Below are 24,357 nucleotides of genomic sequence, written 5' to 3'. Positions count from 1 at the left end.
ATATGAAATACGCGAAAATAGTTCTGGCTGGTGGCAATGGGTATCTCGGCAATGTTTTGGCTAATTACTATAAAACAATTGCGACTCAGGTAGTGATCCTAAGTAGGAAAGCTAAAGCTGCAGAGAGTAATGTAGAAACAGTTTTGTGGGATGGAAAAACTGAAGGTACATGGACTGAAACACTTAAAGGTGCAGATATGTTGATTAACCTTTGTGGGAAAAATGTAAACTGCCGTTATAACAAACAAAATAGAGCCGAGATTATTGCTTCAAGAACAATACCCACAAGACTATTAAATAAGGTGATATCAGAAATGGCTAACCCTCCAAAACTTTGGATCAATGTAACTTCTGCAACTATTTATCGCCATGCAGAGGATCACCCTCAGGATGAGTATAATGGAGATATAGGATACGGTTTTTCTATTGATGTATGTCAACAATGGGAGGGTTCATTTTTTGAAACAGAAACACCATTGACAAGGAAAGTTGCATTAAGAATGGGAATAGTATTGGGCCGAAATGATAGTGTGTTTCCAAGGTTGCTTAATCTGGTTAAATTTGGGTTGGGCGGTAAGCAAGGTGATGGACAGCAATATGTTTCATGGATTCATGAGCATGATGTTGCCAGGAGTACAGAATGGTTGTTAAGCAATGAAGAACTAACAGGTGTTGTGAATTGCAGTGCTCCTGAGGCGGTTAAAAATACAGAGCTGATGCGGTTAATACGAAATACTTATGGGATACCGTTTGGTTTACCTAGTCCACAGTGGTTGTTGGAAATTGGAATGCTTTTGATAGGCTCAGAAACAGAACTGGTTTTAAAGAGCAGGTGGGTAATACCTAAACGCTTACTGGAATCTGGTTTTGTTTTTCAGTTTCCCAATGCAAAGCATGCGATACACGATATTTTGAGCATAAGGATTTGATGAGGAAATCTTAAATAGCTTTGGTACTGAGTGGTTTCATAAAAATTCTTTATCTTGAACTACCAAATTAACCAACCAGTATGCTTCAAAATGTTTTAAAATCTACAAAAAACTGGTATAGATTGATATTTGTCATATCAACGCTTATTGTCGCTTCTTCCTGTAAGAAAGAGGAAAAGCCAAAAGAACCTCCAGTGGTTTTAAAAAGCGACAAGCAGTTTAAAACATTCAAGTTTAGTGCAAAAAAGAATCCTGTGCTTGTCAATGATATTACTGGCGAAATTATAGGCGATACGATTTACGCCAGGGCTTTTTCAGGAACCAATATTAGTAAGCTTGTTCCATCATTTACTTATGATGGAGTGAAAGTGATAATTGATGAGGTAAAACAGAAGAGCGATACAACAGTTAACGATTTTACTAAGTTGCTAAAATATAGTGTTGTTGCTGAGGACAATAGTAAAAAGACTTATGTTGTAAAATTTACCGACAATGGAATTGCTTCACTTTACATCAATACCAATGGTGCTGAGATTACCAGTAAAGATATTTATGTAACGGGCTCATTAAAGTTAGTGAGTAATTTTACTGAGGTGGTTTATGAGGGTAAAACAGAAATAAAGGGAAGAGGCAATTCCACTTGGTATGATATGCCTAAAAAACCATATCGCATTAAACTTGATAAAAAGGCTAGCCTGCTAGGCATGGCAGAAAGCAAAAACTGGGTGCTTTTAGCTAATTATGCAGATAAAACATTGATGCGTAATGAACTGGCTTTTATGCTTAGTCGAAGTATGGAGCGCGCATTTACTCCAAATTCCAGATATGTAGAAGTGTATTTAAATGGGACATTTATAGGTAATTATCAGCTTACCGAACAAATTAAAGAAGGCAAAGGCCTGGTTGATATTGAGGAACAACCTGATGGAACGACGACATTACCAACCCTCTCTGGAGGATACCTGATAGAGCAGGACTTATTTGCCTACGGTGAGCCTGTACATTTTTACACTCAAAAAGATATGCCTTTTGTAATCAAATATCCTGATGAAGATAAGATTACTCAGGAACAGAAAGATTACATTCATAATCATTTTCAGAAGTTTGAAGATGCCTTATATGCAGATAATTTTACCGATCCTGTAAATGGCTACCGAAAATATTTTGATGTAAATAGCTATGTAGATTTCTACATCATCAATGAGGTAATTGGCAATCCGGATGCATTTAGAAGTACCTATATGTTCAAAAAACGTGATGATGATAAAATTTACGTTGGCCCGATTTGGGATTTCGACAAGGCAGCAAATAACGACAACCGTTTGGGTGATCAGGTGAATGGATTAATGCTGAATTCGGCTTTTGAACCTAAACAATGGTTTAAACGCCTAATGGAAGATCCTGCTTTTAGAGCAAGAATAAAAACGAGATGGAATGAAGTGGAACCAAAGATTCGTTTGCTACCTGGTTTAGCCGATCAACTGGCAAAGAAATTGGACGTTTCTCAGGCTAGAAATTTCACCAAGTGGGATATTTTAAAGATAGAATCTTATTTAGAACTTCAGGTGTCAGGATCTTACAAAGGGGAGGTCACTTACTTAAGGAATTTCCTCAGCACACATATAAACTGGCTGGATACAAAGTTCAACAGCAGCGAATATTAGCATAGGAAAAGTACAAGCCTGGCTTGACAAAAATGGAATGATGGACAACAAAGGGTAGATTTTTCTTATTTTTGTTTTATGAACACTAAACAAGCTTATAATATCTGGGCTGCACAATACGATACTAACGACAATAAAACAAGGGATCTGGAAGGGTTGGCATTAAAATTATGCCTTGCCCGTGTTCCGTTTAATAAAGTTTTGGAAATTGGTTGTGGAACCGGAAAAAATACCGAATGGCTGATTGGAAAGGCAGCAATGATAACAGCAGTTGATCTTTCTGATCAAATGCTGGCAAGAGCAAAGGATAAAATAACTTCTAACAGAGTTGAGTTTAAACAGGCTGATATTACTGCCCGTTGGAACTTTAGAGATGGCTTGTACGATCTGGTAACCTTTAGTTTAATATTGGAACACATCGATAATCTTGACTATGTTTTTAATCAGGTCTCAAAATCTTTAAACCCTGATGGCTATGTTTATATTGGTGAATTACATCCATTTAAGCAGTACACTGGTACTACAGCAAGGTTTGATACTGAAGATGGAAAACAGATTGTAGACTGCTTTAATCATAATATATCAGACTTTATTCAGGCAGGTAAAAAGCATGGTTTAACCTTAGTTGATGTAGAAGAGTATTTTGATGACAATAACAGAACAGAGATTCCAAGAATTTTGACCATCTTGTTAAAGAAATCTTAATCATTTTATATGAAGACCTTTACTTTAATCGTTTTAACTTTAATAATGGTAACCCCGTTCCAAAAATCAATGGGTCAAACAGAAAAAAAACAACAAGGAGCCGTTCTAAATCACATTGCAGTTTACGTTACTGATCTTGCTAAATCAACGGCATTTTATAAAGATGTTTTTGATCTGGAAATCATCCCGGAGCCATTTAAAGATGGCAGACATACCTGGTTTTCATTAGGCCCAGCCGGACATTTGCATTTAATTCAAGGTGCAAAGCCCAATGTAGAGCATGATAAAAATGAACATTTATGTTTTAGTGTGCCATCTGTAGATAAGTTTATTACCCTGCTAAATTCTAAGAAAATTGAATTTGAAGATTGGGCAGGTACACGTAAAGCAGTTACATTAAGAGTGGATGGTATAAAACAGGTTTATTTTAAAGATCCTGATGGCCATTGGCTGGAAGTGAATGACGACCATAAATAGTCGGACTTCTGATAAATAAAACAAGGCATATGACAATAGACATAGAAAATAAATTAAAAGGTAAGGATATCAATCCTACTGCTATGCGTTTGTTGGTACTGGAGTTTTTAACCAAGCAAAGTGCCGCCATCAGCCTAAACGACCTTGAAAAGGGTATGGCTCCATCCGATAGGATAACACTTTATCGTACGCTAAAAACTTTCGAAGAAAAAGGGCTTGTCCACAGTATTGAAGATGGAACCGGCGCTACAAAATATGCTTTATGCGAGGAAGATTGTGATGGAGAAAATCATCACGATCTCCACGTTCATTTTTATTGTAATACGTGCAAGGAAACATTTTGTCTCCCAAACACCCAAATACCTGATATCTCATTACCTGTCAATTTTCTTCGTCAGGAGATGAACCTAATCATTAAAGGAATATGCGATCAGTGTAATCCATCGATACCTTTGCAATAGCATTGCATAGCTATAGCCTGTACCTTTGTTTGTATAATTTAACGTTATGCAACTATCAAATAAACATACAGACTGCTGTGCAGTTGAGGAACCTAAACTTAAAGCAGTACACAATCATAAACGCGATCATCAGCATGAAGAGCATTCTGATGATGATGGGCACAATCATGGTTCCGCAGAGCCATCAAGACTGATAGATCACTGGCCACTATTAACGGCATTAACCGTTATTGTTGTTATGATGGTATTGGAATATGGGTTTAACATCACATTCAATAACCTTATTCAGTTGGCAATTTTTATCCCTGCTTATTTATTGGCTGGATATAATGTATTGGCTCTTGCATTTAGAAAAGCAATAAGACTTGATTTCTTTAACGAGTTTTTTCTGATGAGTGTAGCAACTTTGGGTGCTTTTGCCATTGGATCTTACAGCGAAGGGGTAGCTGTAATGGTATTTTATTCTATAGGAGAGTGGTTTCAGGATTCGGCAGTTAGTAATGCAAAGCGAAGTATTAAGGCTTTGTTGGATATCAGACCCGATAGCGTTGATGTAATCAGGAATGGAAAAGTTGTTAATGTATCTCCTTCAGAGGTTCAGATTAATGAATCTATACAAGTTAAGCCTGGAGAAAAGGTGGCGCTTGATGGTGTGTTGATGTCAGACAAGGCAATATTTAACACTGCTGCTTTAACTGGAGAAAGTAAACCAGATAACAAAAATAAAGGCGAAACCGTACTTGCCGGTATGATAAACCTCAATCAGCTTGCTGAATTAAAAGTTACTGCCTTGTTTAAAGATAGTAAGCTAAGCAAGATTCTTGAAATGGTACAGGATGCTACAGCAAGGAAATCTCAAACACAATTGTTCATTTCCAGATTCGCTAAGGTTTATACACCTATCGTGTTTTTATTGGCTGTTCTTGTCGTTGTGCTTCCTTACTTTTTTGTTGCTGATTATAACTTTAGCGACTGGCTTTACAGAGGCTTGGTGTTTCTGGTAATCAGTTGTCCTTGCGCGTTGGTGGTTTCCATTCCATTAGGATATTTTGGAGGGATTGGTCTTGCTTCAAAAAACGGTATTTTGTTTAAAGGATCTAATTTTCTGGATGTAATTACTACTGTAAATACAGTAGTAATGGATAAAACAGGAACCCTCACAAAAGGAGTTTTTGATGTGCAAAAAGTAGTAGCGGTTAATGGGTACAGCGAAAAAGAGCTCGTTCGTACTGCTGCGGCACTTGAAAGTAAATCAACCCATCCAATTGCAATTGCGGTTAAGCAATATGCAGGTGATGATATCTCAGGAATAAAAATAGAGCAGGTAGAGGAGATAGCAGGTCATGGTTTAAAAGGACTAATTGACGGTAAGGAAGTGCTTGCTGGTAATGCCAAATTGCTTAAGAAGTTTAATATATCTTATGATAAGGTTATAGATGAGATTGATGATAGTGTAGTAGTATTGACCATAGATAACGTGTATTCAGGTTATATTACTATAGCCGACGAAGTAAAAGAAGATGCTAAACAAGCAATAACTGATTTGCATGCATTAAATATTAAAACTGTAATGCTAAGTGGCGATAAGCAAAGTGTGGTTAGTAGAGTAGCTACTTTTCTGGGGATTGATGCCGCATTTGGAGACCTTTTACCAGAGAATAAAGTGCAGAAAGTACAGGAACTTAAGGATAAGAGTCTAAAAATTGCCTTTATTGGTGATGGGGTTAATGATGCTCCTGTTGTAGCATTGGCTGACGCAGGAATTGCCATGGGTGGATTGGGTAGTGATGCCACCATTGAAACAGCCGACATTGTTATACAAAACGATCAGCCATCAAAAATTGTTACAGCAATAAAGATTGGTAAAATTACACGCAGCATAGTTTGGCAGAACATTTCGCTTGCTATGATTGTGAAGATAGCTGTTTTAGTTTTGGGTGCCGGAGGTGTTGCAACATTATGGGAAGCTGTGATAGCGGATGTTGGTGTTGCACTGCTTGCGATTCTGAATGCAGTAAGAATTCAGAATATTAAATTTTAAAAGAGAGTTTATTTAAACTCTCTTTCTATCCCTCTTAATCATTAGTTCTATTTTTTTTCAAAAATTAGCGAAAACATTAAAAATATTGCGCAAAGGTTTGTTTTGCTAAATAAAGGCCATTTTTTGCTTTTTTTGGCTTCTTTTGTTAGAAACTTTTACACTACCTATTAGGTTTTTGTGTGAAATAATAGGTAATTTACATTAACACATTGAAGCCAAATATTGTAATGTCCGTATGAAATTTTTTCGCAACAAGAAGCTATTAGTCCTGCTTGTCCTTGCCGCAGTGGTTGTTTTATCCTCACTACTGATGTCTTATGATAAGAAAGTGGACTTTAATACCGAAGTAAAACCTATCATTAATAAGAAATGTATTTCCTGTCACGGTGGCGTGAAAAAGCAGGGCGGATTTAGCTTGCTTTTCCATGAAGAAGCACTTGCAGCTACTAAAAGCGGTAAACCTGCTATTATTCCGGGAGATCCTGATGGAAGTGAGCTTATCAAACGCTTATTAAGTAAAGACCCCGAAGAGCGTATGCCTTATAAACACGACGCACTTAATGAAGATGAAATAGATATTTTTAAACGCTGGATAAAGCAGGGTGCTAAATGGGGCGATCACTGGGCTTACCTGCCTGTAAAAGAGGTAGAAGTGCCAAGTGTTAGTGGCGATTGGGCAAATAATGATATCGATAAATTCATCCTTGAAAAATTGGATGAGCAGGATTTAAAACCATCCGAAGAAGCAGACAGGCCTACTTTATTAAGAAGAGCCAGCCTTGATTTAATAGGTATGGCACCCCCTAAGAAAATAGCCGATCAGTATTTAACTGCGAAAGATGGTAATAAAGCATATCAGGCCTTAGTTGATTCATTAATGGCTTCTCAACGTTTTGGAGAGAAATGGGCCTCTATGTGGTTAGATGTTGCCAGATATGCTGATACTAAAGGATATGAAGCTGATGCAGGAAGAAACATCTGGCCGTACCGCGATTGGGTAATCCGCGCATTTAATAATGATATGCCTTACAACCAATTTGTTACTGAGCAGGTAGCTGGAGACTTGGCGGTAAATCCTACAGATGATCAGTACATCGCTACTGCGTTTCAACGAAATTCAATGAGCAACGATGAAGGTGGTACAAATAACGAAGAGTTTAGAGTTTCCGCGGTATTGGATCGTGTTAACACGACTTGGGAGGGGATGTTAAGCACCACTTTTGCTTGTGTACAATGTCATAGTCATCCGTACGATCCTTTTAAGCATGAGGAGTATTATGAATTCATGGCTTATTTTAACAATACACGTGATGAAGATCTTTCATCCGAGTATCCTTTGTTAAGGCAGTATAATGATTCATTACAAAGAAAACTTACTTCATTAACAGATTGGTTAAAAGTGAATGCACCTGCAGGGAAAGCAACTGAGATTCATAAATTCTTAAAAACCGGAGAACCGATTATCAATTCTGTTTCTACTGATAGTCTTGAAAACGCCATTATAGCTAATAAAAATATTGCACTTGCCTTTAGAAATAATGGAGTAGCAAGAATTCCGGCAGTAAACCTTAACAAGGTTGATCAGATGATTTATAGATATTCATCAGGTAAACCAGCTGGAAGTATGCAGTTGAGGTTGGATAAACCTAATGGACCTGTAATTGCTTCCTGGAAAGTTCCTGAAGGACCGGGGTATCGTAATCTGGCTGTCGATTTTAAAGAACAAACTGGTATACATGATGTCTACCTCACCTATACCAACCCAACTGCCACAAATAAGGATGAGGTTGTTGTATATTTTGATTGGTTCCGTTTTTCTCAGCAGTTCCCTGGAAAAGGAAAGCCTGGTTATGAAGAAAATAAAGCGATCTTCTGGTCACTAATGGATTCCAATGGAGGATCTATACCTATTCTTGTCGAAAATCCATCAAACAGATTACGCAAAACATTTGTGTTTGAGCGTGGCGCATGGATTACTCCGGGCGCTGAGGTACATGCTGGTGTTCCTAAGTCGTTAGCTTATGCCATGCCTAAAAATGCACCCAAAAACCGGGCAGGACTAGCCATGTGGCTTACCGATAAGAGAAATCCTTTACTATCCAGAACTATGGCCAACCGTTTATGGGAGCAGCTATTTGGGGCCGGAATTGTGGAAACGCTTGAAGATATGGGTACACAAGGAATGAACCCAACGCATAAAGAATTACTGGATCATTTATCGTGGCAACTCATGAATGATTACAAGTGGAGCATGAAGAGGTTGATTAAGGAGATGGTGATGAGTGCAACATACCGACAGGATTCGAAAGTGACAGAGGATACAAAAAAGAAAGACTTGTTTAATAAGTATTATGCACGTGGCCCAAGGATGAGATTAAGTGCAGAACAGATCAGAGATCAGCACCTTTCAGTTAGTGGGGTAATAAGTACTAAAATGTATGGCCCGGGTGTAATGCCATGGCAGCCAAACGGAATCTGGAACTCTCCATACAATGGGGCTACCTGGAATAGTTCGGCTGGCGAAGATCAGTTTAGAAGAGCCATTTATACTTATTGGAAAAGAACAGCTCCTTATCCATCTATGATTGCTTTTGATGGTGCCCAAAGGGTAGTATGTAGTCCGAGGAGGATTAGGACCAATACACCATTACAGGCTTTGGTTACCCTTAATGACTCTGTGTACATTGATATGGCTAAATTCTTTGCTTTAAGAATGAAAAAGGAAGGTGGCAAAGAGGTGAAAAGCCAAATAGCCAAAGGATATGAATGGATGATGTACAAGCCTATTTCAGGTGCCAAGCTTAAAATTTTAGATAACCTTTATCTGATGGCACTAAACGACTACAAAGTACATCCTGAAAAGGCCAAACAAATACTTGGGGGCCAGCAAACTGATAAGTACCCCGAAACAGCTGCACTGGTGGTAGTAGCAAATGCAATGTTGAATCTTGATGAAGCGGTAACAAAAAACTAATTGTAATGACAAGAGATGAATTGAATGCACATCGTTTGGTAAAGGAAGCTCAGGAAACTGAACTAAGGGCTTTTACACGTAGACATTTCCTTAAAGAGAGTGCAATGGGACTTGGTGCCGTAGCTATGGGGGCATTGTTAGGTAGTTGTGGTTTAGGAGGCAAAACTGCCAGTGATATTTTATATGATCCGGTGCATCCGTTGTTGCCAAAGGCACCACCACTTTTAGGGAAAGCAAAGAGTGTGATTTATCTGCATATGGCAGGTGCACCCTCTCAGTTAGAACTATTTGATTTTAAACCTGAATTGATGAAGATGGATGGGCAGGATTGTCCGCAATCTTTATTGGCAGGTAAGAAATTTGCTTTTATTACAGGTGTACCTAAAATGTTGGGGCCACAGGCAAAATTTGCACAACATGGCGACAGTCGTGCCTGGGTTAGCGATAACCTTCCACATTTCTCTACCATGGTAGATGATGTTAGCTTTTTAAAGGCAGTGCATACAGATCAGTTTAATCACGCCCCAGCGCAATTATTAATTCATACAGGTAGTGCACGTTTAGGCAGGCCGAGTATGGGTAGTTGGGCTACTTACGGCTTAGGTACCGAAAATCAGAACCTTCCGGGCTTTGTGGTGCTTACCAGTGGTGGAAGTTTCCCTGACGCAGGAAAAAGTATCTGGGGTAGCGGATTTCTACCTTCCGTGTACCAAGGGGTACAGTGCAGAAGTGAAGGAGATCCGGTATTGTTTATCAAAGATCCTCATGGAATGAGTCGCGATTTGCGTAAGGCATCCATAGATGCTATTAATGCATCCAATGAACAGGAGTATGCTGCTTATAATGACCCGGAGATATTATCGCGTATATCGCAATATGAAATGGCTTACAGGATGCAGATTTCTGCCCCTGAAGTAATGAATATTAATGATGAACCGCAGTATATTCATGATATGTATGGAACGCAGCCAGGCAAATCATGCTTCGCAAATAATGTATTGCTTGCCCGTAAATTAGTAGAAAAAGGGGTAAGGTATGTACAATTGTTTGATTGGGGTTGGGATGCGCATGGTGATGGACCACAAAATTCTTTAAACATAGGTTTAAAGAACAAGTGCCGTAGTATTGATAAACCTATTACTGCATTGTTGCTTGATTTAAAACAACGTGGCCTACTTGATGAGACACTGGTAGTTTGGGGTGGTGAGTTTGGGCGTACACCAATGATGGAGAACCGTAACGGTGTTCAGAACCCTTATAATGGTCGTGACCACCATACCGATGCCTTTACCATTTGGATGGCCGGAGGTGGCGTTAAAAAAGGTTATACACACGGCGAAACTGATGAGATTGGATACAGTGGTATAAGTGGTAAAGTTGATGCCTTCGATATACAGGCCACCATATTAAACCAGCTTGGTTTTGATCATGAGAAATTCACCTATCCTTTTCAAGGGCGTCCATTCCGTTTAACGGATGTGGGAGGGAAGATTATACATGATATTATTGCTTAATTAATTTTACTTAGAACAATTTACCGCAAATATAAATGCACCAAAACAGACGACATTTTTTAAAAACTACTGCAACGGCAACAGCTGCCGGATTATTGGTTCCACTAGGCGAAATGGCTGCAAAGGAAATTCCTTACGTTAAGGCAAAAGCAGGATACGAATTGTTATTTATGGCTACCGATTGGGGTCTTAGTGGCACAACAGATGAATTCTGTGCTGCCGCAAAAAAAGAAGGATATGAGGGAATTGAAGTCTGGTGGCCGGGAGATGCCAAGGCTCAGGAAGCGCTGTTTACAGCTTTGAAAAAACATAATTTACAGGTAGGTTTTCTATGTGGAGGTTCCCAGAGTGATGCAGCAGTACATTTAGATACCTTTAAGAAAAACCTGGATGCCGCTGCTGGTAATAGCTTTCAGAAACCGGTTTATATCAATTGCCATTCTGGAAAGGATTATTTTACTTATGAGGAGAACAAGCTATTTATAGATTATACAACCAAGAAAACTAAAGATACCGGCGTTCCTATCTATCATGAAACTCATCGTGGGCGAATGCTTTATTCAGCTCCTGTAGCAAGAAAATTCATAGAGAAAAATCCTGATTTACGACTAACTTTAGATATATCGCACTGGTGTGTGGTACATGAAAGTCTGCTCGGAGATCAGAAGGAAACTATTGATTTGGCACTGGAAAGAGTAGGTCACATTCATTCCAGAGTGGGACATCCGCAAGGTGCGCAGGTGAACGATCCAAGAGCGCCAGAATGGGATAGCGCTGTAAAAGCGCACCTCGCATGGTGGGATAAAGTAATAGAACGCAAGAAACTTAAAGGCGAAAGGATGACAATTCTGACTGAATTTGGACCCCCTGATTACCTGCAAACTTTACCTTATACCCGACAACCGGTAGCAGACCAGTGGGCGATAAATGTTTATATGATGAACCTGCTGCGCAAGCGTTATCAGTTGTAAGTAATGATACTATTATCAATTCCAGAATTTATTGGTCGGTTTCATCCCATTCTTGTTCACTTACCTATAGGTATTTTATTGTTGGGGTGTCTTTTTCAGTTGTTAACCATAAACCCTAAATTTTTAGGGGTAAGGCCGGCAGTACCTTTAATTTATTTGTTAGGTGGCTTGGGGGCCGTTTTTTCTTCGGTTAGTGGTTATCTGTTGTCACAAAGTGGCGATTACGATGGCAATATGGTCGATATACATCAATGGCTGGGCATTAGCGTATCTATTATTTCGCTAAGTGTTTATGCGATGTACAGAAAGCAGGCAAGCGAGGGCTCGTTGAACATAGTGGCGGTTGTTTTAATTGTTCTTATTTCAGTTACAGGGCATTACGGAGGCTCTTTAACCCATGGATCAGATTATATAACCTCTGCCTTAAAAGATGACGGAAAAGGAAAGGCCGCCATACCACCGGTAGCAAATGTACAACAGGCAATGGCTTATACCCATATGATTCAGCCCTTGCTGCAAAACCGATGCTATAGTTGTCATGGTGCAGATAAACAAAAAGGAAAACTGAGACTTGACGGTAAGGATTTTATATTTAAAGGAGGTGAAGATGGTAAAGCATTGGTTCCCGGAAGTGCTGAAGAAAGTGAACTGATTAAAAGGTTACTTTTGCCGTCTACAAACGACGATCATATGCCTCCCAAAGAGAAACCGCAACTAACTCCGGAAGAAATTGCATTGTTGCAATGGTGGGTGCAGCAAGGTGCAGATTTTAATAAAAAAGTACAGGACATAAAACAATCTGAAAAAGATAAAGCGCTGTTGTTGAGTTTTCAAACAGGTGCAGCTAAAAAGGAAAATAAACTATCAGATATTCCTACTGCGGAGGTTTCAAAAGCCGACGATGCTGCTCTAGAGAAATTGAAACAAGCTGGCGTAGTGGTTATACCTGCAGTAGGTAGTAGTAATTATTTATCAGCTAGCTTTGTTACTGCAAAGGCAGATATTGGGGTATTAAAACTTTTAGAGCCATTAAAGAAACAGTTAATTTGGCTTAATGTTGCCAATACTGCTCTTGATGATAAAGGAATGGAAACTATTGCTAAACTTGATAACCTGACTCGTGTTAATTTGAGCAGAACTAAGGTTGCTGATAAAGGAGTTACATTGCTTAAAGGCATAAACCATTTGCAATATGTAAATCTTGTTGGAACAAAAGTAACTGCCAAAGGGGTGCAAGAACTTAACCCCCTAAAAGAATTAAACAGCATTTATCTTTACCAGAGTGGTGTAACTAAAGCTGATGAAGCTTTGCTTAAAAAAGTGTTTCCTAAAGTAACGCTTGATTTTGGCGGCTATGTTGTGCCAACCCTCGAAAAGGATACCACAGAAGTGAAGTAACCTAATTGTGAAGGCATATCTTAATTGTATTTTTAAGATATGCCTTTACAAAACAGGTTGCAGAATAATCGATTTAAGGTTAAATAACGCCTTTCCATTAGTATCTGGACTTAATTTTATGCTGTAAACACCGGGTTTGTCTACTGAAACAATAGCAACAGGATGTTTAATAAATAGCAAAGGTTTCCCTGAGTCAAACTCTGATGTCCTTAAGGTTTGAAACTTATATATTTTATTGTTAAAGCTCATTAAGCCTTCTTGTTTGCTATTCTCTTGAGGGCATGAATATTCCAGTAATATTTTATAATCGCCAGGCTCTGTTACAGAGAACTTAAAGATTGCTTCATCCTCTGGTTTGCTCATATTTGTGATGCAAGTAGTGTGTTTCCAGTCGCCAAAATAGTGGCTGTAGGTAAGCGATTCTATTTTTGCATTACCTTTTATCGCTGCATTTACGACATCAATTGTGTTGAAATCGTATTGCAACGAAACCTGTGGCAATGAAGCCGAGTAACCATCATTAAGTTTGCCGTTAAACTGCACCGCAAGTACAGTATTGTGATCGTTTAAAGATTTAGGCATATCAATAATGATATTATTACCCTGTTTTACCCATTTAACAGGTTGTTTTGTAGCCAGCTGATACACTTTTGTGATGTCTACATTTACTCCCGGAATGCTAATTTTACCGTTTCTTGGGTTATTTAATACATGAAGAAATAATTTACCTGGAGTAGAAGTTGTTACACCCCAAGGTTGTGCCGGAATTAACCCATAAGTAGTTCCATAAATACTTTCCCCGTTTGTTTGTAGCCATTTACCTGTTTCTCTCAAGTATTTTGAGGAATAAGGAGGAATGTTTCCTTCTCCATCAGGACCAACATTTAACATAAGATTGCCTCCTTTTGATGCAACAATGGCAAGTAATTGAATGATCTCTTTAGGAGATTTGAAATTCATGTCATGGGTAATGTATCCCCATGAGTCGTTATGAGTGTATATAGACTCCCAGGCGCCTTTAATTGGAGTTGCCGGAACCTCTGAGTCGCCAAAGGTGCGGTAATCGCCCAGGCCTTGTCCAACACGACTGCTGAATAAACTTTTTGGTTGTAAGGCGTGCATGCTATCAACCAGGTCCTGTGTTTGTTTTTTGTCCAAACCACCTGGCATATCAAACCAAACAATACCCAGATTTCCGTAATTGGTTAGCAATTCTTTTAGCTGCGGAATTGACTTTTCTTTATAATACTTTAGGTAATCTTTTTTTGATTCATCAAAATCCCAGTTATTTCCTCCACCATTAGGTTCATGCCAGTCCAGAAATTGAGAGTAGTAAAAGCCAAACTGTATACCTCTTTTTCTTGTGGCTTCAGAGAGCGCTTTCATAGGGTCTTTTCCATAGGGAGAAGCTTTTACGATATTAAAGTCGCTTACTTTTGAGTTGTACATTGCAAAACCCTCATGGTGTTTTGCGGTAATAACCATGTATTTAATACCGGCATCTTTTGCCAGATCAGCCCACTCATTGGCATTAAATTTTACAGGATTAAATTCAGTAGCAACCTTTGCATAATCGGCAGCCGAAACCTTTGCCTGATACATTAACCATTCGCCACTGCCATAATAATCTTTTCCATTCCATTCTCCGCCAAGTTTAGAATATAAACCCCAGTGGATAAACATTCCAAATTTCGCTTCTTTAAACCATTTTGTATTAGGGTTTTCCTTTTCATTAGCCTGTTTGTCCCACCTTTCAATGTCTTGTGCTACAGATGTGGTAAATGTTAAAACAGATAAAATGCCTGAAGTGATAATTGCCTTTACAGTTTTCATGGATGCTTCAATTATAGAAATGGTTTAGTATTTGGTTAATGGATAGCTAATTTAAGCGTTATTGGTTAGGAATATTGTTTATTAATGGCTATTGATTAAACAATATTGGCTTAGGGGTTATCATTACAGTTATTATTGCTTTTTTCGTAACTTGGTATTTGAGTAAACACAGACGATAAAACTGAACTTATATGGAACAAGTTAATGCTAAAAGAGGTAATTGGTTGGTTATAGCAGGCGTTATCGGAGCTTGGTTTGCACTTGTCGCACAATTTTACCTCACTACACAAAATGCACTTGTTCCTGTTGATGAATCAGTTATTCGGTATTTCAGTTTCTTTACTGTTTTAACGAATATCATTGTAGCAGTATGTTTCACTGCGCTTTTGTTTAAAAAAGAGTGGGGTAGTTTCTTTACAAAGCCTGCTACACTTACGGCTACGGCGGTTTACATTACTGTGGTGGCTATAATTTATAATTTGATATTAAGATTTACATGGGAGCCTAAAGGCTTACAAATGGTGGTTGATGAGTTGCTGCATGCAATTGTACCGCTAATTTTTGTAGTGTATTGGTTAATGTATGTACCCAAAAATACATTGAAGTGGAGGGATACTTTTAGTTGGCTTATTTACCCTTTTATTTACTTGATGTTTATTTTATTTAGAGGATCAGTATCCGGATTTTACCCTTACCCTTTTGTAGATGTGGCAAAATACGGATACGAAACTGTTTTTGTAAACTGCTTTTATGTAATGCTTGTGTTTTTAGGACTGTCCTTTTTATCGGTATGGATAGGAAGCAAAGCAAGATAACCGGTATCTCGCATTTTTCTGTTACTTGGTAATTAAGCCCCTATATTTTTGCATTGCAGCAATATTTGGATCATGACCACGGAAATCTCTAAACATTTTGCCATACTCTTCTGTATTACCTCTCGAAAGAATCATATCACGAAAGCGCTGTCCATTAGCTAAGGTTAAGCCACCATTTTCTTCGAACCAGGAGAAAGCATCATGATCTAGCATTTCCGTCCATAGGTAAGCATAGTATCCTGCTGCATAGCCATTTCCCCATATGTGCAAAAAGTAGCTGGAGCGATAGCGGGAAGGCACGTAAGATAAATCAAGGTGTGTTTTTTGCAACGCAGAAATTTCGAATTTGTCAGCATCCTGTAGTGGATCTGTGGCAGATAGCTTATGCCATTGCATATCAAGTGCCGCTGCGGCAAGGACTTCAGTTAACGCATAGCCTTGGTTAAATGTACCTGCTTTTTTGATTTTATCAACCAATGCTTGCGGCATAGGCTCGCCAGTTTTATAATGAACCGCGTAATTTTTAAATACCATAGGGTTTAGTGCCCAATGCTCATTAAACTGTGAAGGGAATTCAACAAAATCACGAGCTACATTGGTGCCCGATAAAGTTGGATACTGTTGACTAGCAAAGAAACCATGTAGCGCATGACCAAATTCATGGAACATAGTAGTTACATCATCAAAGCTGATTAATGCCGGTTCACCGTCTGCAGGTTTAGTAAAGTTACAAACATTAAAAATTACTGGTTTCGTACCTAATAATTTAGATTGGCCGACCATGTTGTCCATCCAGGCACCGCCAGATTTATTGTCGCGTTTAAAATAATCGCAGTAAAATAAGCCTATGGTAGTTTTGTCTTTATCAAATAGCTCATACACTTTAACGTCTTTATGATATACCGGAAGATCTGTGCGTTCTTTAAAAGTTATTCCATAAAGTTGGGTAGCTGCATAAAATACGCCATTTATAAGCACTTTGTTTAGCTCGAAATAAGGCTTGATCTGATTTTCATCCAGGTCGTATTTTGCTTTGCGAACCCGTTCTGCATAATAATTCCAGTCGTATGCTTCCACTTTAAAACCACCCTTTTGTTGATCAATTACCGCTTGGATATCAGCTGCTTCAATCTTAGCTTTTGCAGTTGCAGATGGCACGAGTTTATCGAAAAAGGTTTCTACTGCTGCCGGAGTTTTAGCCATTTGATCCTGCAATTTCCACGTTGCATAATTAGGGAAGCCCATAAGTTTGGCTTTCTCTGCACGGATTTTTGCTATTTCAACAATTGCTTTTCTGGTATCATTTGCATCATTACGTTCTGCGCGATTCCATGATGCATCAAATAGTTTTTGTCGGGTAGTACGGTTTGAAAGCATTTGTAAAGAAGGCTGCTGAGTAGTGTTTTGCAAAGGCAACATCCATTTACCCTCTAGCTTGTTTGCTTTTGCGGTCTGGGCAGCAGCGGCAAGTTCGCCTTCTGATAGTCCTGCAAGTTCCGATTTATCATTAACTACTAAAGCACCGGCTTTGGCAGCTGCAAGAAGCTGATTTGAGAATTTTGCACTTAAAGATGCTTCCTGACCATTCAGCTTTTTAAGATTTGTTTTATCCGCATCTGAAAGCTTTGCGCCAGCTAAAACAAATGTCTGGTATTGATATTCTATTAAACGTTTCGATTCCGGATCTAATTTTAATTGATCTCTTGTATTATAAATTGACTCTATTCTTTTAAATAAGGCAGAGTTTAGTAGGATAGCATCTTGATGAGCCGCAAGTTTAGGTGCAATCTCTTCTTGTAATTTCTGCAGGTCATCGTTTGTATTTGCACCGGTGAGCAGGCCAAATATCCTGTTCACTCTTGTCAGCATTTCGCCTGATTTCTCCATTGCCACAAGCGTGTTTTTGAATGTTGGTGCCTCGGTATTGTTTGCGATTTTAAGAATTTCTTCTAAATGAATTTTCATTCCTTCTTCAAATGCAGGCCTAAAATCGGTATCTTTTATCTGATTAAAATCTGGAGCCTGGTAAGGTAATTTGCTTTGACTAAGAAAAGGATTGGATGGAGATAAAGCTGCGTCGTTAGCTGTAGATTTTTTGCCGTTATTTTGACAAGAGGTGAGAATTGCAAGCATCGCAACCAAAGGAACCTTTAAAGATGTTTTCATGCAGTTTTTTTATTTGTTGATCTAATGTACGTAAAATCATTATTGATTTAAGCGCATTTGATATCTGTTAAAGTGTTCAAATCGGGTAGTTTTTTCCTTTTTTAATTTTTTTTTGGTCCTTAAGATTGGTCGGCTTTTCAACGTACCTTGTTCGCCCTTTGTTCGACTGTGGTCGAACGAGGTACGAACAAGGTACGTTTATAGGTGATGCGAGGGACGACTATATTTTAGGTCGCAAAAGCAATATTTTTCTGATTCAAAACTAAAACAATAAGAATTTAGTTAAGTAGCAGTATCAATTTAATTTAGTCCAAAATTCTATCGATTTGAATAATTAAATATAGGAAAAATATAAATGGACAGCTGCGTCTGGTGCGCTTTGCGGTACTATTCGACGTAATTCTACGCAATAAGTAGTTTTGGACGTTTTATATGACTTTAGAATGGTAATGAGCGAGAGGTTTTCAGAAAAGGGGGGTAAAAAAAGAAGCGCCTGTATCAATGACACAGGCGCTTCTTGTGTAAAAACGTGTAATGATTACTTTTTAAATTCTTTTAAATCAACAATTCTATCACTGTCATTAGGAATTAAGAACGAGATGCCATCTTTAGTTCTATCCCATTTAAAGTTTTCCGTTACCCAGGTAAATAATTCATTACCAGTTGCTGTAGGAATGGTTTTTAAAGGTTGATTGTATGTTTTTCCCGTAGGATAATGAACCTGAAAAAATGACTTAGCACATAAAAATGCAAGTGTTTGTTTATCAGGAGATTTTAACATAAAATCACCCTGAATTCTTTCATCTTCATTCTGTCTTTTGATTAAGAAAACTTTAGCATTAACATTGGTAACAAAGAAGTCGTTGTTAACAACATATCCATCTCTTCCAACTTTAGTGATGCCTTTGGTGTATTTTTTATCTTCTGCACCTTTAGATGCTCTGTAAAGGCTAATTACTTCTGGTTTTTTATCTTTAATTGAAATTAGATAAACTGGAGCCTGAAGGCCTGAGTTGTCAGCAATTTGCACTAACAAAGTAGTTCTTTGAGTGTTTACATATTCTGCCGAAGAAAATTTACCATTTGCAGAGGCTTTATCATCAGGGTTTGTTTGGATTTGAATAACCGTATCCATGTATTTTACATTAAATAATTCCGTCGCCTCTTTATTATCGCCTACTGCGCTAATAAGAGCCAAGGTATCACCTCTGGTTTCAGGGTTGTAGTTAAACTTTTCTGTAGCGGTTAATACTCTAGGAGTGTAAGTCGCAGCGTTTTCTTTGTTGCCTTGGCAAGCAGTGAAAACAACGGATGCTAATAGGGCGTAAAAAATACTTTTCATAAAATTTTGAGATAAAAGGAATATTTGGTTAAAACAAAGTTAAATTCTGACATTAAATATCCAAATATAACTTGGTAACATTGATATGAATAAAATATTTTTTATGTTAAATTTAATCTGATGATGTTTTGAAAAAGATATCAATAGCGTTAAAAATATCAGTTATCTTATTTCTTTCTTTGGAGTGAAAGCCTTAATTACAAGAAACCATGCTCCGATGGAACACAGAAATCCCGCTGCCGCAAGAATACTTTTGTCTGATTGAAATGATTTTATCATTTGAATAAAACTAAAACCAATAAGAGGTAGCATGATTAAAGTTGTAGAGATTAAAAGCGCCTTTTTATTTTTCATGTTTTGTAAACTTTCAAATGTAATGTAAGTAATCAATAATGTTATTTCTAAGATACTTTACTATACTGGAAAAATTGGTTTGGTTTACTTTTTCAAGTTTGATTAAGTTAGTAGATGAAAACTTCACTTACACATCTTCCCGAAATCCAGCAAAAGGAAATTGTTGAAATTTTACAAATTATAAAAAAGAAGCAAATTCTGAGAAAGTTATTCTGTTTGGTAGTTATGCAAGAAGCAATTGGATTGCGGATGAATATGAAAAGAACGGTTTCCAATTTAGCTCTAAAACTCCTATATCAGATAAGTGCGAATTTAATCCTTTTGATGTGCTCAGAAGAGGTTATGTCGATTCCCGGTATAAAATGGATTATGTTATTGCGGAAGAAGAATTGAAAGAGCTGATAAATAAGGTTGCTAAAATGCAGGAGATTGTTAGATCTCTTTGTGAAGAGAAGATAGACGCTTTAGGCGCGAACATTCCAATTCAATAAGCGAAATCTAGAGAATTTTATTAAATTAGAATGATGAAATATCAGATGTTTAGCGTTGCTCTCCTTCTGGCTATCTTGCTCTCTTTAAATCTTTGTCACGCTCAGGAAAAACGGTTTTCATTTGAAGAAATTACGCTGGACTGTGAGTGCCCCGATTTTGAATGGAATAGCTCCAGCCATCGAGAACTTAAAAGCATTAGCAAATCGGCTAATGATCTTGAGATCAGACTTGACATATTTGCCAAGTGGAATGACAGGATAATTAATGTAATATCACGTAAGGATGGAAAATATGAGGGGTATTTCTATCATAAACAGACGGAAACCTTTCCGATGTATGAGAAAGATTCTGTGATCAAGTATAAGGGTAAATGGGAGAGATACAACTTCAAAAAGTTTCAGCTTGAAGATATTAATTTGGATTCAGTTGTAAAGTTATTGCTCTCACATCAGATTACTACACTTCCCAACCAGAATGAGATTTATAAGAAAGGGTTCTTATCTCCATACCTTCTCAGTTATAAAATGGATGGAAAAACTAGGTCATTCCGATTTGGGCCACCAGAGGATCCTATGAAAGAATATCCAGATGAACCTGTTTACCGCCACTATGATGCTATTCTCAAGACGTTCTTTAGTATGGTCACACCCATGTACAGTCAGATTAGACGGGATATTCAATTAAAAAACGAAAAGGAGCAACGTGACACTATTTTTCTGAGAAAACCAAATGCGGAAGGACATGCGGTATATGTGGATAAAGACGGAGAGAAGTCACCATATTTTACTGAGCTTACTAATCTCGATTATACACGCACAGACAAGAGTTATTTGCAAAGTATTAAGGAGCTTCTGCAATACAGAAAAACGCCCAATAAAAACATTAGCTTTGGTGATCTGCCTCGTAACTGGGTACAGCTTCATGTGTACAAAGGGCGATTTTATGTCTATTCTCCCTCCAGTGGGCCTCAACGGAGAATATCTCTAAACGACAGTACTATGATCGTGCAAGAAATGGAAAGAAGTGTACGTTTGATGAATGATGTGCAGCTAAAGGGCAAAAATGTTTATCAAGTTAGCACCACTGACTACAAGGGCAAAACGCGCTCATTTCAGATTAATTTAATCCACAAGTCACGGGGAATAGCTGTGTTTGAAGACTATTTTGGAAAGGGTTCGCATGCACTTATGGTAACCATAGAACGGGCAAGTCGTTTTCCACTTGTCACTAATTATAGTCCTAATCATATAGAACCTGAATTCGTGTTTGATACACCAAATTTTCAAGAGCTATTGAATCCTGAACAATATTGATGGTTTTCATATTGTTTAGAACTTGGTTGTTTACAATGTACTCAATATCCTCATTGAAATAATGGTTAATAAATCATTAACTATTCATTGAGAATAAATATCCATTATATTTGATATACCAGATATAAAACATTGAAATCAATAAACGCTTTTTATTCGAATTTGGAAAACTCTGCGCTATACCTTCAAAGAAAGATATGGGGACGCTTTTTTAATGAACTTTCAGGATTAAGGTTGGTCAATGCATCAATTGGTATAATCATTATATTATGGCTGTTTATAGCAATAAACTATTTAGATGTAAACTTATATATGGTCTTTGGTTTCGCTTTGTTGTTAGTAATCTCATTAATATCCTTTCATTTTAGAAAAGTTCACCATAGAAAAAGTGCGGCTGAAAAGATTGAAGACTTTAATACATTGACACCTATAGTCAGGTGGAGTTATCTTACTTATACAGGATTTATAATGGTTGTTGCACCTATTCTTATATTTCTGGCAGTTGGATTACCGATGTTCAAATCTTGAGTATTAAAATGAACGAAAACAAACTAAACATAGTAGTAGAGGAGATGCTGCCTGTTAACTGGCCATCAGTAGTGGTTATATATGTACAAGGATTTTCTACAAAAAAGGCTACATTTCAGACAGAGGCCCCAACATGGGAGGAATGGAACAAGAGCCACTCAGAAGGTCTCCGGTTCGTAGCAACAATAAATGAGATCATAACAGGTTGGGCAGCACTTAGTCCGGTTTCTTCAAGGGCTGTGTATGCTGGCGTAATGGAAGTAAGCGTTTATGTTCATGAGGATTATAGAGGAATGGGGGTTGGAAATGTGCTACTAGAGCGACTGATTACTGAGAGTGAGGCAAAGGGTATTTGGACACTTCAATCAGGCATTTTTCCTGAAAATCTTGGCAGTATTGCATTACATGAGAAATTTGGGTTTAGAAAAATTGGCTATAGGGAAAAGATAGGTAAGATGGACGGGGTTTGGCGAGATACTGTGTTGATGGAAAGAAGAAGTAAAACAGTAGGTTTATGAAAGTAATTCTATCAATACTATTAATTGTATTTGGCTTATTGTCCTGTGGACAAAAAAGCCAGCAAATGAATGTTCAAGTTCCCGATAGGGAGGTGTCAGTTGACACAACAGATGGGAAGCAGTATATTGCTATTTTACCAAATAAAAACTCTAAGGAAGAAATTAAATTAACAGGGGAAGAACTCATAATAACTGATTCTTTGGTAAAAGAATCAGTTAAAGTTGTTAATGACAAAACTGAGGTAAGATTTAAGAAAAGGAAATTGGAAGATCCCAAGTTCACTTATGATTTAAGTGATTACACCATTGATTTAAAAAGATATAAAAGACAATACATTGTGTTAGTTAATAAAAAAGGACAAAAGGAAGTTTGGATAAATTGTCTTTGCGCAATTAGTGATAACGATGATTGGAAAACGAAGAAGATTGTTGTTTATGATGGAGGGAAATGTTATTTCAACTTAAAAATAAATCTATCAGAAAAAATCTACTTTGACTTTCAGGTAAATGGAATTGCTTAATTCAGTAATTCTATTGCATTGTTCCTAAGGAAAGTACACAGATTGAATTTGGAAATTTCCATTCTTCAGGAAATGTAACGATATTGATTTTAAAGTTAATTGCTGCTAAATTATGATAGGTTTAATATCTTCTGCTTGTTTAATATTTCTTGGTTTTATGACAAAGTATTCAACGAACAATGATGGATGGAGTTCTGGGAAAAAATATTCAAACTACTTTATTTTTGGAGGATTACTTCTTTTAATCATCGATGTACTGCGACTGTTTTAAGGAACGAGTCTTATTTGTTTACTATATATAGCTTTATATGAAATCAGATCTCGAAGAATTAATTGAAGCCTATGAAATTGAGAAAGCAGAGCTTGAAAAACTGATTTCCGGATATGTTGAGGAAGGAGACTATATTTATGCTCATTATCATAATAAAGCGTTAAGAAAAATCAATAAAACGCTCGATATCCTTAAAGGCATACAAAATCCATTTTACAGGCTCATTTCAGAAGAAAAAAGCATAGCGAAAAATATCAGCAAGATGTTGACCAGTGAAGAATATAAAAAATATTTCGATCTATTGGGAGCAGACCATTTTGCAGACAGGCTTCGCGAAGGTGAAAACAAAATCACGGAATGGCAGCAGATTGCTATTAGTCCAATATACGATAGTCAGGAGATTGACAATGCGCTGTTTGATTTGGTTAAAGGGGTTCTTAATGGTTTTAATCTGTATTTTAAATCCAGACCAGATATATTCGCCAGATTTACATTAAAAGACCACATCATTGAAATTACATTGTTATATGATGAAGATGCTTACTATGATTATGGAAGGGTTTTTGGGGATGGCAAAGAGATTAGTGCTTTGGGATTCATTCTTGAAGAAGAGCAATGGGTATACCACTATCATTTTGATCAGTTTAAAGATGCATTGGAGATCAAAATCCTACTTGCCCGTTTAATTTATGATGTGTTCAATTACGATCGAAGATTTGACTCAGCTAGGATCATATATGATTAATCCATTAATAGAATTTCCAGTCCATCCTCACTCACAAAAGTTGTGGCTTAAACTCATTTGAGGTAGTTGGAATATACACGAAGACCATTGAGAAAATGATTAAAACGACTATTGAACTTATATATCAAACTCTGTTTAATTTCTTTGTTAAGAGAGACGGCTATAATTCTCTGACCCACATATTGGCATCTTTGCTCACTCTTGGTGTTTTTTTTCTTATTACAACAAATGTGCTACTCGTAATAAATGTCTTTTCGAATGATGCTATATCACTTCCACAAAATAAAGGATTAGTGTGGTTAATTAGTTTAATAGTTGGGGGGCT

The 24,357-nt window shown here is 37.5% G+C and carries 20 protein-coding genes and 1 pseudogene; 17 read left to right on the top strand and 4 right to left on the bottom strand.

Features of this window, described 5'->3' with window-relative positions:
• The first annotated feature begins 2 nt into the window (after nt 1-2).
• The 10 genes and pseudogenes from J1905_RS02905 (at nt 3) to J1905_RS02860 (ending at nt 13,134) form a co-directional block, all read left to right on the top strand.
• Nucleotides 3-929 carry a TIGR01777 family oxidoreductase gene (locus J1905_RS02905; RefSeq protein WP_214225685.1) on the top strand — a complete coding sequence of 309 codons (927 nt, stop codon included), beginning with the start codon at nt 3-5 and terminating at the stop codon, nt 927-929.
• An 80-nt stretch (nt 930-1,009) separates the two neighbouring features.
• Nucleotides 1,010-2,593 (top strand): CotH kinase family protein, encoded by a 1,584-nt coding sequence (locus tag J1905_RS02900; RefSeq protein WP_214225683.1) that lies wholly within the window; start codon nt 1,010-1,012, stop codon nt 2,591-2,593.
• A gap of 75 nt (nt 2,594-2,668) precedes the next feature.
• Nucleotides 2,669-3,298: pseudogene (locus J1905_RS02895) on the top strand (class I SAM-dependent methyltransferase); the annotation flags it as partial.
• 9 nt (nt 3,299-3,307) lie between these two features.
• Nucleotides 3,308-3,775, top strand: a complete 468-nt coding sequence (locus tag J1905_RS02890; protein WP_246254556.1) for a VOC family protein — start codon at nt 3,308-3,310, stop codon at nt 3,773-3,775.
• 29 nt (nt 3,776-3,804) lie between these two features.
• A complete protein-coding gene (locus tag J1905_RS02885) occupies nt 3,805-4,236 on the top strand; it encodes a Fur family transcriptional regulator (RefSeq protein WP_214225679.1) in 432 nt (143 codons plus the stop codon).
• Nucleotides 4,237-4,282: 46 nt separating this feature from the next.
• Nucleotides 4,283-6,277, top strand: a complete 1,995-nt coding sequence (locus J1905_RS02880; RefSeq protein ID WP_214225677.1) for a heavy metal translocating P-type ATPase — start codon at nt 4,283-4,285, stop codon at nt 6,275-6,277.
• A 235-nt stretch (nt 6,278-6,512) separates the two neighbouring features.
• Complete coding sequence (locus J1905_RS02875) at nt 6,513-9,251, top strand: DUF1553 domain-containing protein (RefSeq protein WP_214225676.1); 2,739 nt, start codon at nt 6,513-6,515, stop codon at nt 9,249-9,251.
• A 5-nt stretch (nt 9,252-9,256) separates the two neighbouring features.
• A complete protein-coding gene (locus J1905_RS02870) occupies nt 9,257-10,765 on the top strand; it encodes a DUF1501 domain-containing protein (protein ID WP_214225674.1) in 1,509 nt (502 codons plus the stop codon).
• 35 nt (nt 10,766-10,800) lie between these two features.
• Nucleotides 10,801-11,736 carry a sugar phosphate isomerase/epimerase family protein gene (locus tag J1905_RS02865; protein ID WP_214225672.1) on the top strand — a complete coding sequence of 312 codons (936 nt, stop codon included), beginning with the start codon at nt 10,801-10,803 and terminating at the stop codon, nt 11,734-11,736.
• Nucleotides 11,737-11,739: 3 nt separating this feature from the next.
• Nucleotides 11,740-13,134 carry a c-type cytochrome domain-containing protein gene (locus tag J1905_RS02860; RefSeq protein ID WP_250317971.1) on the top strand — a complete coding sequence of 465 codons (1,395 nt, stop codon included), beginning with the start codon at nt 11,740-11,742 and terminating at the stop codon, nt 13,132-13,134.
• Between the two features lie 45 nt (nt 13,135-13,179).
• Here the strand turns inward: J1905_RS02860 and J1905_RS02855 are convergent, their stop codons facing one another.
• Nucleotides 13,180-14,967: an alpha-L-fucosidase gene (locus J1905_RS02855; RefSeq protein WP_214225670.1), complete on the bottom strand. Its 1,788-nt coding sequence runs from the start codon at nt 14,965-14,967 to the stop codon at nt 13,180-13,182.
• 191 nt (nt 14,968-15,158) lie between these two features.
• Between J1905_RS02855 and J1905_RS02850 the strand changes: the two genes are divergently transcribed.
• A complete protein-coding gene (locus J1905_RS02850) occupies nt 15,159-15,782 on the top strand; it encodes a Pr6Pr family membrane protein (protein ID WP_214225668.1) in 624 nt (207 codons plus the stop codon).
• 21 nt (nt 15,783-15,803) lie between these two features.
• Here the strand turns inward: J1905_RS02850 and dcp are convergent, their stop codons facing one another.
• From dcp to J1905_RS02835, 3 genes are all read right to left on the bottom strand, one after another.
• Nucleotides 15,804-17,948: a peptidyl-dipeptidase Dcp gene (gene dcp / locus J1905_RS02845; RefSeq protein ID WP_250317970.1), complete on the bottom strand. Its 2,145-nt coding sequence runs from the start codon at nt 17,946-17,948 to the stop codon at nt 15,804-15,806.
• A gap of 538 nt (nt 17,949-18,486) precedes the next feature.
• Nucleotides 18,487-19,290 (bottom strand): hypothetical protein, encoded by an 804-nt coding sequence (locus J1905_RS02840; protein WP_214225666.1) that lies wholly within the window; start codon nt 19,288-19,290, stop codon nt 18,487-18,489.
• 162 nt (nt 19,291-19,452) lie between these two features.
• Nucleotides 19,453-19,644, bottom strand: a complete 192-nt coding sequence (locus J1905_RS02835; RefSeq protein WP_214225660.1) for a hypothetical protein — start codon at nt 19,642-19,644, stop codon at nt 19,453-19,455.
• A 326-nt stretch (nt 19,645-19,970) separates the two neighbouring features.
• On the opposite strand from J1905_RS02835, the gene J1905_RS02830 reads away from it, so the two are divergent.
• The 6 genes from J1905_RS02830 (at nt 19,971) to J1905_RS02805 (ending at nt 24,032) form a co-directional block, all read left to right on the top strand.
• Nucleotides 19,971-20,135: a hypothetical protein gene (locus J1905_RS02830; protein ID WP_214225658.1), complete on the top strand. Its 165-nt coding sequence runs from the start codon at nt 19,971-19,973 to the stop codon at nt 20,133-20,135.
• A gap of 45 nt (nt 20,136-20,180) precedes the next feature.
• On the top strand, nt 20,181-21,449 hold the full coding sequence (locus J1905_RS02825) for a hypothetical protein (protein WP_214225656.1): 1,269 nt from the start codon (nt 20,181-20,183) through the stop codon (nt 21,447-21,449).
• Nucleotides 21,450-21,581: 132 nt separating this feature from the next.
• On the top strand, nt 21,582-21,977 hold the full coding sequence (locus J1905_RS02820) for a hypothetical protein (protein WP_214225654.1): 396 nt from the start codon (nt 21,582-21,584) through the stop codon (nt 21,975-21,977).
• 8 nt (nt 21,978-21,985) lie between these two features.
• Nucleotides 21,986-22,495 (top strand): GNAT family N-acetyltransferase, encoded by a 510-nt coding sequence (locus tag J1905_RS02815; protein WP_214225652.1) that lies wholly within the window; start codon nt 21,986-21,988, stop codon nt 22,493-22,495.
• Nucleotides 22,492-23,016 (top strand): hypothetical protein, encoded by a 525-nt coding sequence (locus J1905_RS02810; protein WP_214225651.1) that lies wholly within the window; start codon nt 22,492-22,494, stop codon nt 23,014-23,016. Before J1905_RS02815 ends, J1905_RS02810 begins: the two co-directional genes overlap by 4 nt.
• Nucleotides 23,017-23,324: 308 nt before the next feature.
• The gene (locus tag J1905_RS02805; RefSeq protein WP_214225649.1) at nt 23,325-24,032 is read left to right on the top strand and encodes a hypothetical protein; all 708 of its coding nucleotides are present in this window, start codon (nt 23,325-23,327) and stop codon (nt 24,030-24,032) included.
• Nucleotides 24,033-24,357: the final 325 nt, after the last annotated feature.

The organism is Pedobacter sp. B4-66, assembly GCF_018492665.1.
Taxonomy (GTDB): domain Bacteria; phylum Bacteroidota; class Bacteroidia; order Sphingobacteriales; family Sphingobacteriaceae; genus Pedobacter.
This window is presented reverse-complemented; position numbering and strand designations above follow the sequence as displayed.

Coding starts and splice junctions, on each gene's coding strand:
- J1905_RS02840 (WP_214225666.1), bottom strand. CDS start 19,290: ATGAAAAGTATTTTTTACGCCCTATTAGCATCCGTTGTTTTCACTGCT.
- J1905_RS02890 (WP_246254556.1), top strand. CDS start 3,308: ATGAAGACCTTTACTTTAATCGTTTTAACTTTAATAATGGTAACCCCG.
- J1905_RS02810 (WP_214225651.1), top strand. CDS start 22,492: ATGAAAGTAATTCTATCAATACTATTAATTGTATTTGGCTTATTGTCC.
- dcp (WP_250317970.1), bottom strand. CDS start 17,948: ATGAAAACATCTTTAAAGGTTCCTTTGGTTGCGATGCTTGCAATTCTC.
- J1905_RS02815 (WP_214225652.1), top strand. CDS start 21,986: ATGAACGAAAACAAACTAAACATAGTAGTAGAGGAGATGCTGCCTGTT.
- J1905_RS02825 (WP_214225656.1), top strand. CDS start 20,181: ATGTTTAGCGTTGCTCTCCTTCTGGCTATCTTGCTCTCTTTAAATCTT.
- J1905_RS02905 (WP_214225685.1), top strand. CDS start 3: ATGAAATACGCGAAAATAGTTCTGGCTGGTGGCAATGGGTATCTCGGC.
- J1905_RS02875 (WP_214225676.1), top strand. CDS start 6,513: ATGAAATTTTTTCGCAACAAGAAGCTATTAGTCCTGCTTGTCCTTGCC.
- J1905_RS02835 (WP_214225660.1), bottom strand. CDS start 19,644: ATGAAAAATAAAAAGGCGCTTTTAATCTCTACAACTTTAATCATGCTA.
- J1905_RS02885 (WP_214225679.1), top strand. CDS start 3,805: ATGACAATAGACATAGAAAATAAATTAAAAGGTAAGGATATCAATCCT.
- J1905_RS02865 (WP_214225672.1), top strand. CDS start 10,801: ATGCACCAAAACAGACGACATTTTTTAAAAACTACTGCAACGGCAACA.
- J1905_RS02880 (WP_214225677.1), top strand. CDS start 4,283: ATGCAACTATCAAATAAACATACAGACTGCTGTGCAGTTGAGGAACCT.
- J1905_RS02870 (WP_214225674.1), top strand. CDS start 9,257: ATGACAAGAGATGAATTGAATGCACATCGTTTGGTAAAGGAAGCTCAG.
- J1905_RS02860 (WP_250317971.1), top strand. CDS start 11,740: ATGATACTATTATCAATTCCAGAATTTATTGGTCGGTTTCATCCCATT.
- J1905_RS02805 (WP_214225649.1), top strand. CDS start 23,325: ATGAAATCAGATCTCGAAGAATTAATTGAAGCCTATGAAATTGAGAAA.
- J1905_RS02850 (WP_214225668.1), top strand. CDS start 15,159: ATGGAACAAGTTAATGCTAAAAGAGGTAATTGGTTGGTTATAGCAGGC.
- J1905_RS02900 (WP_214225683.1), top strand. CDS start 1,010: ATGCTTCAAAATGTTTTAAAATCTACAAAAAACTGGTATAGATTGATA.
- J1905_RS02855 (WP_214225670.1), bottom strand. CDS start 14,967: ATGAAAACTGTAAAGGCAATTATCACTTCAGGCATTTTATCTGTTTTA.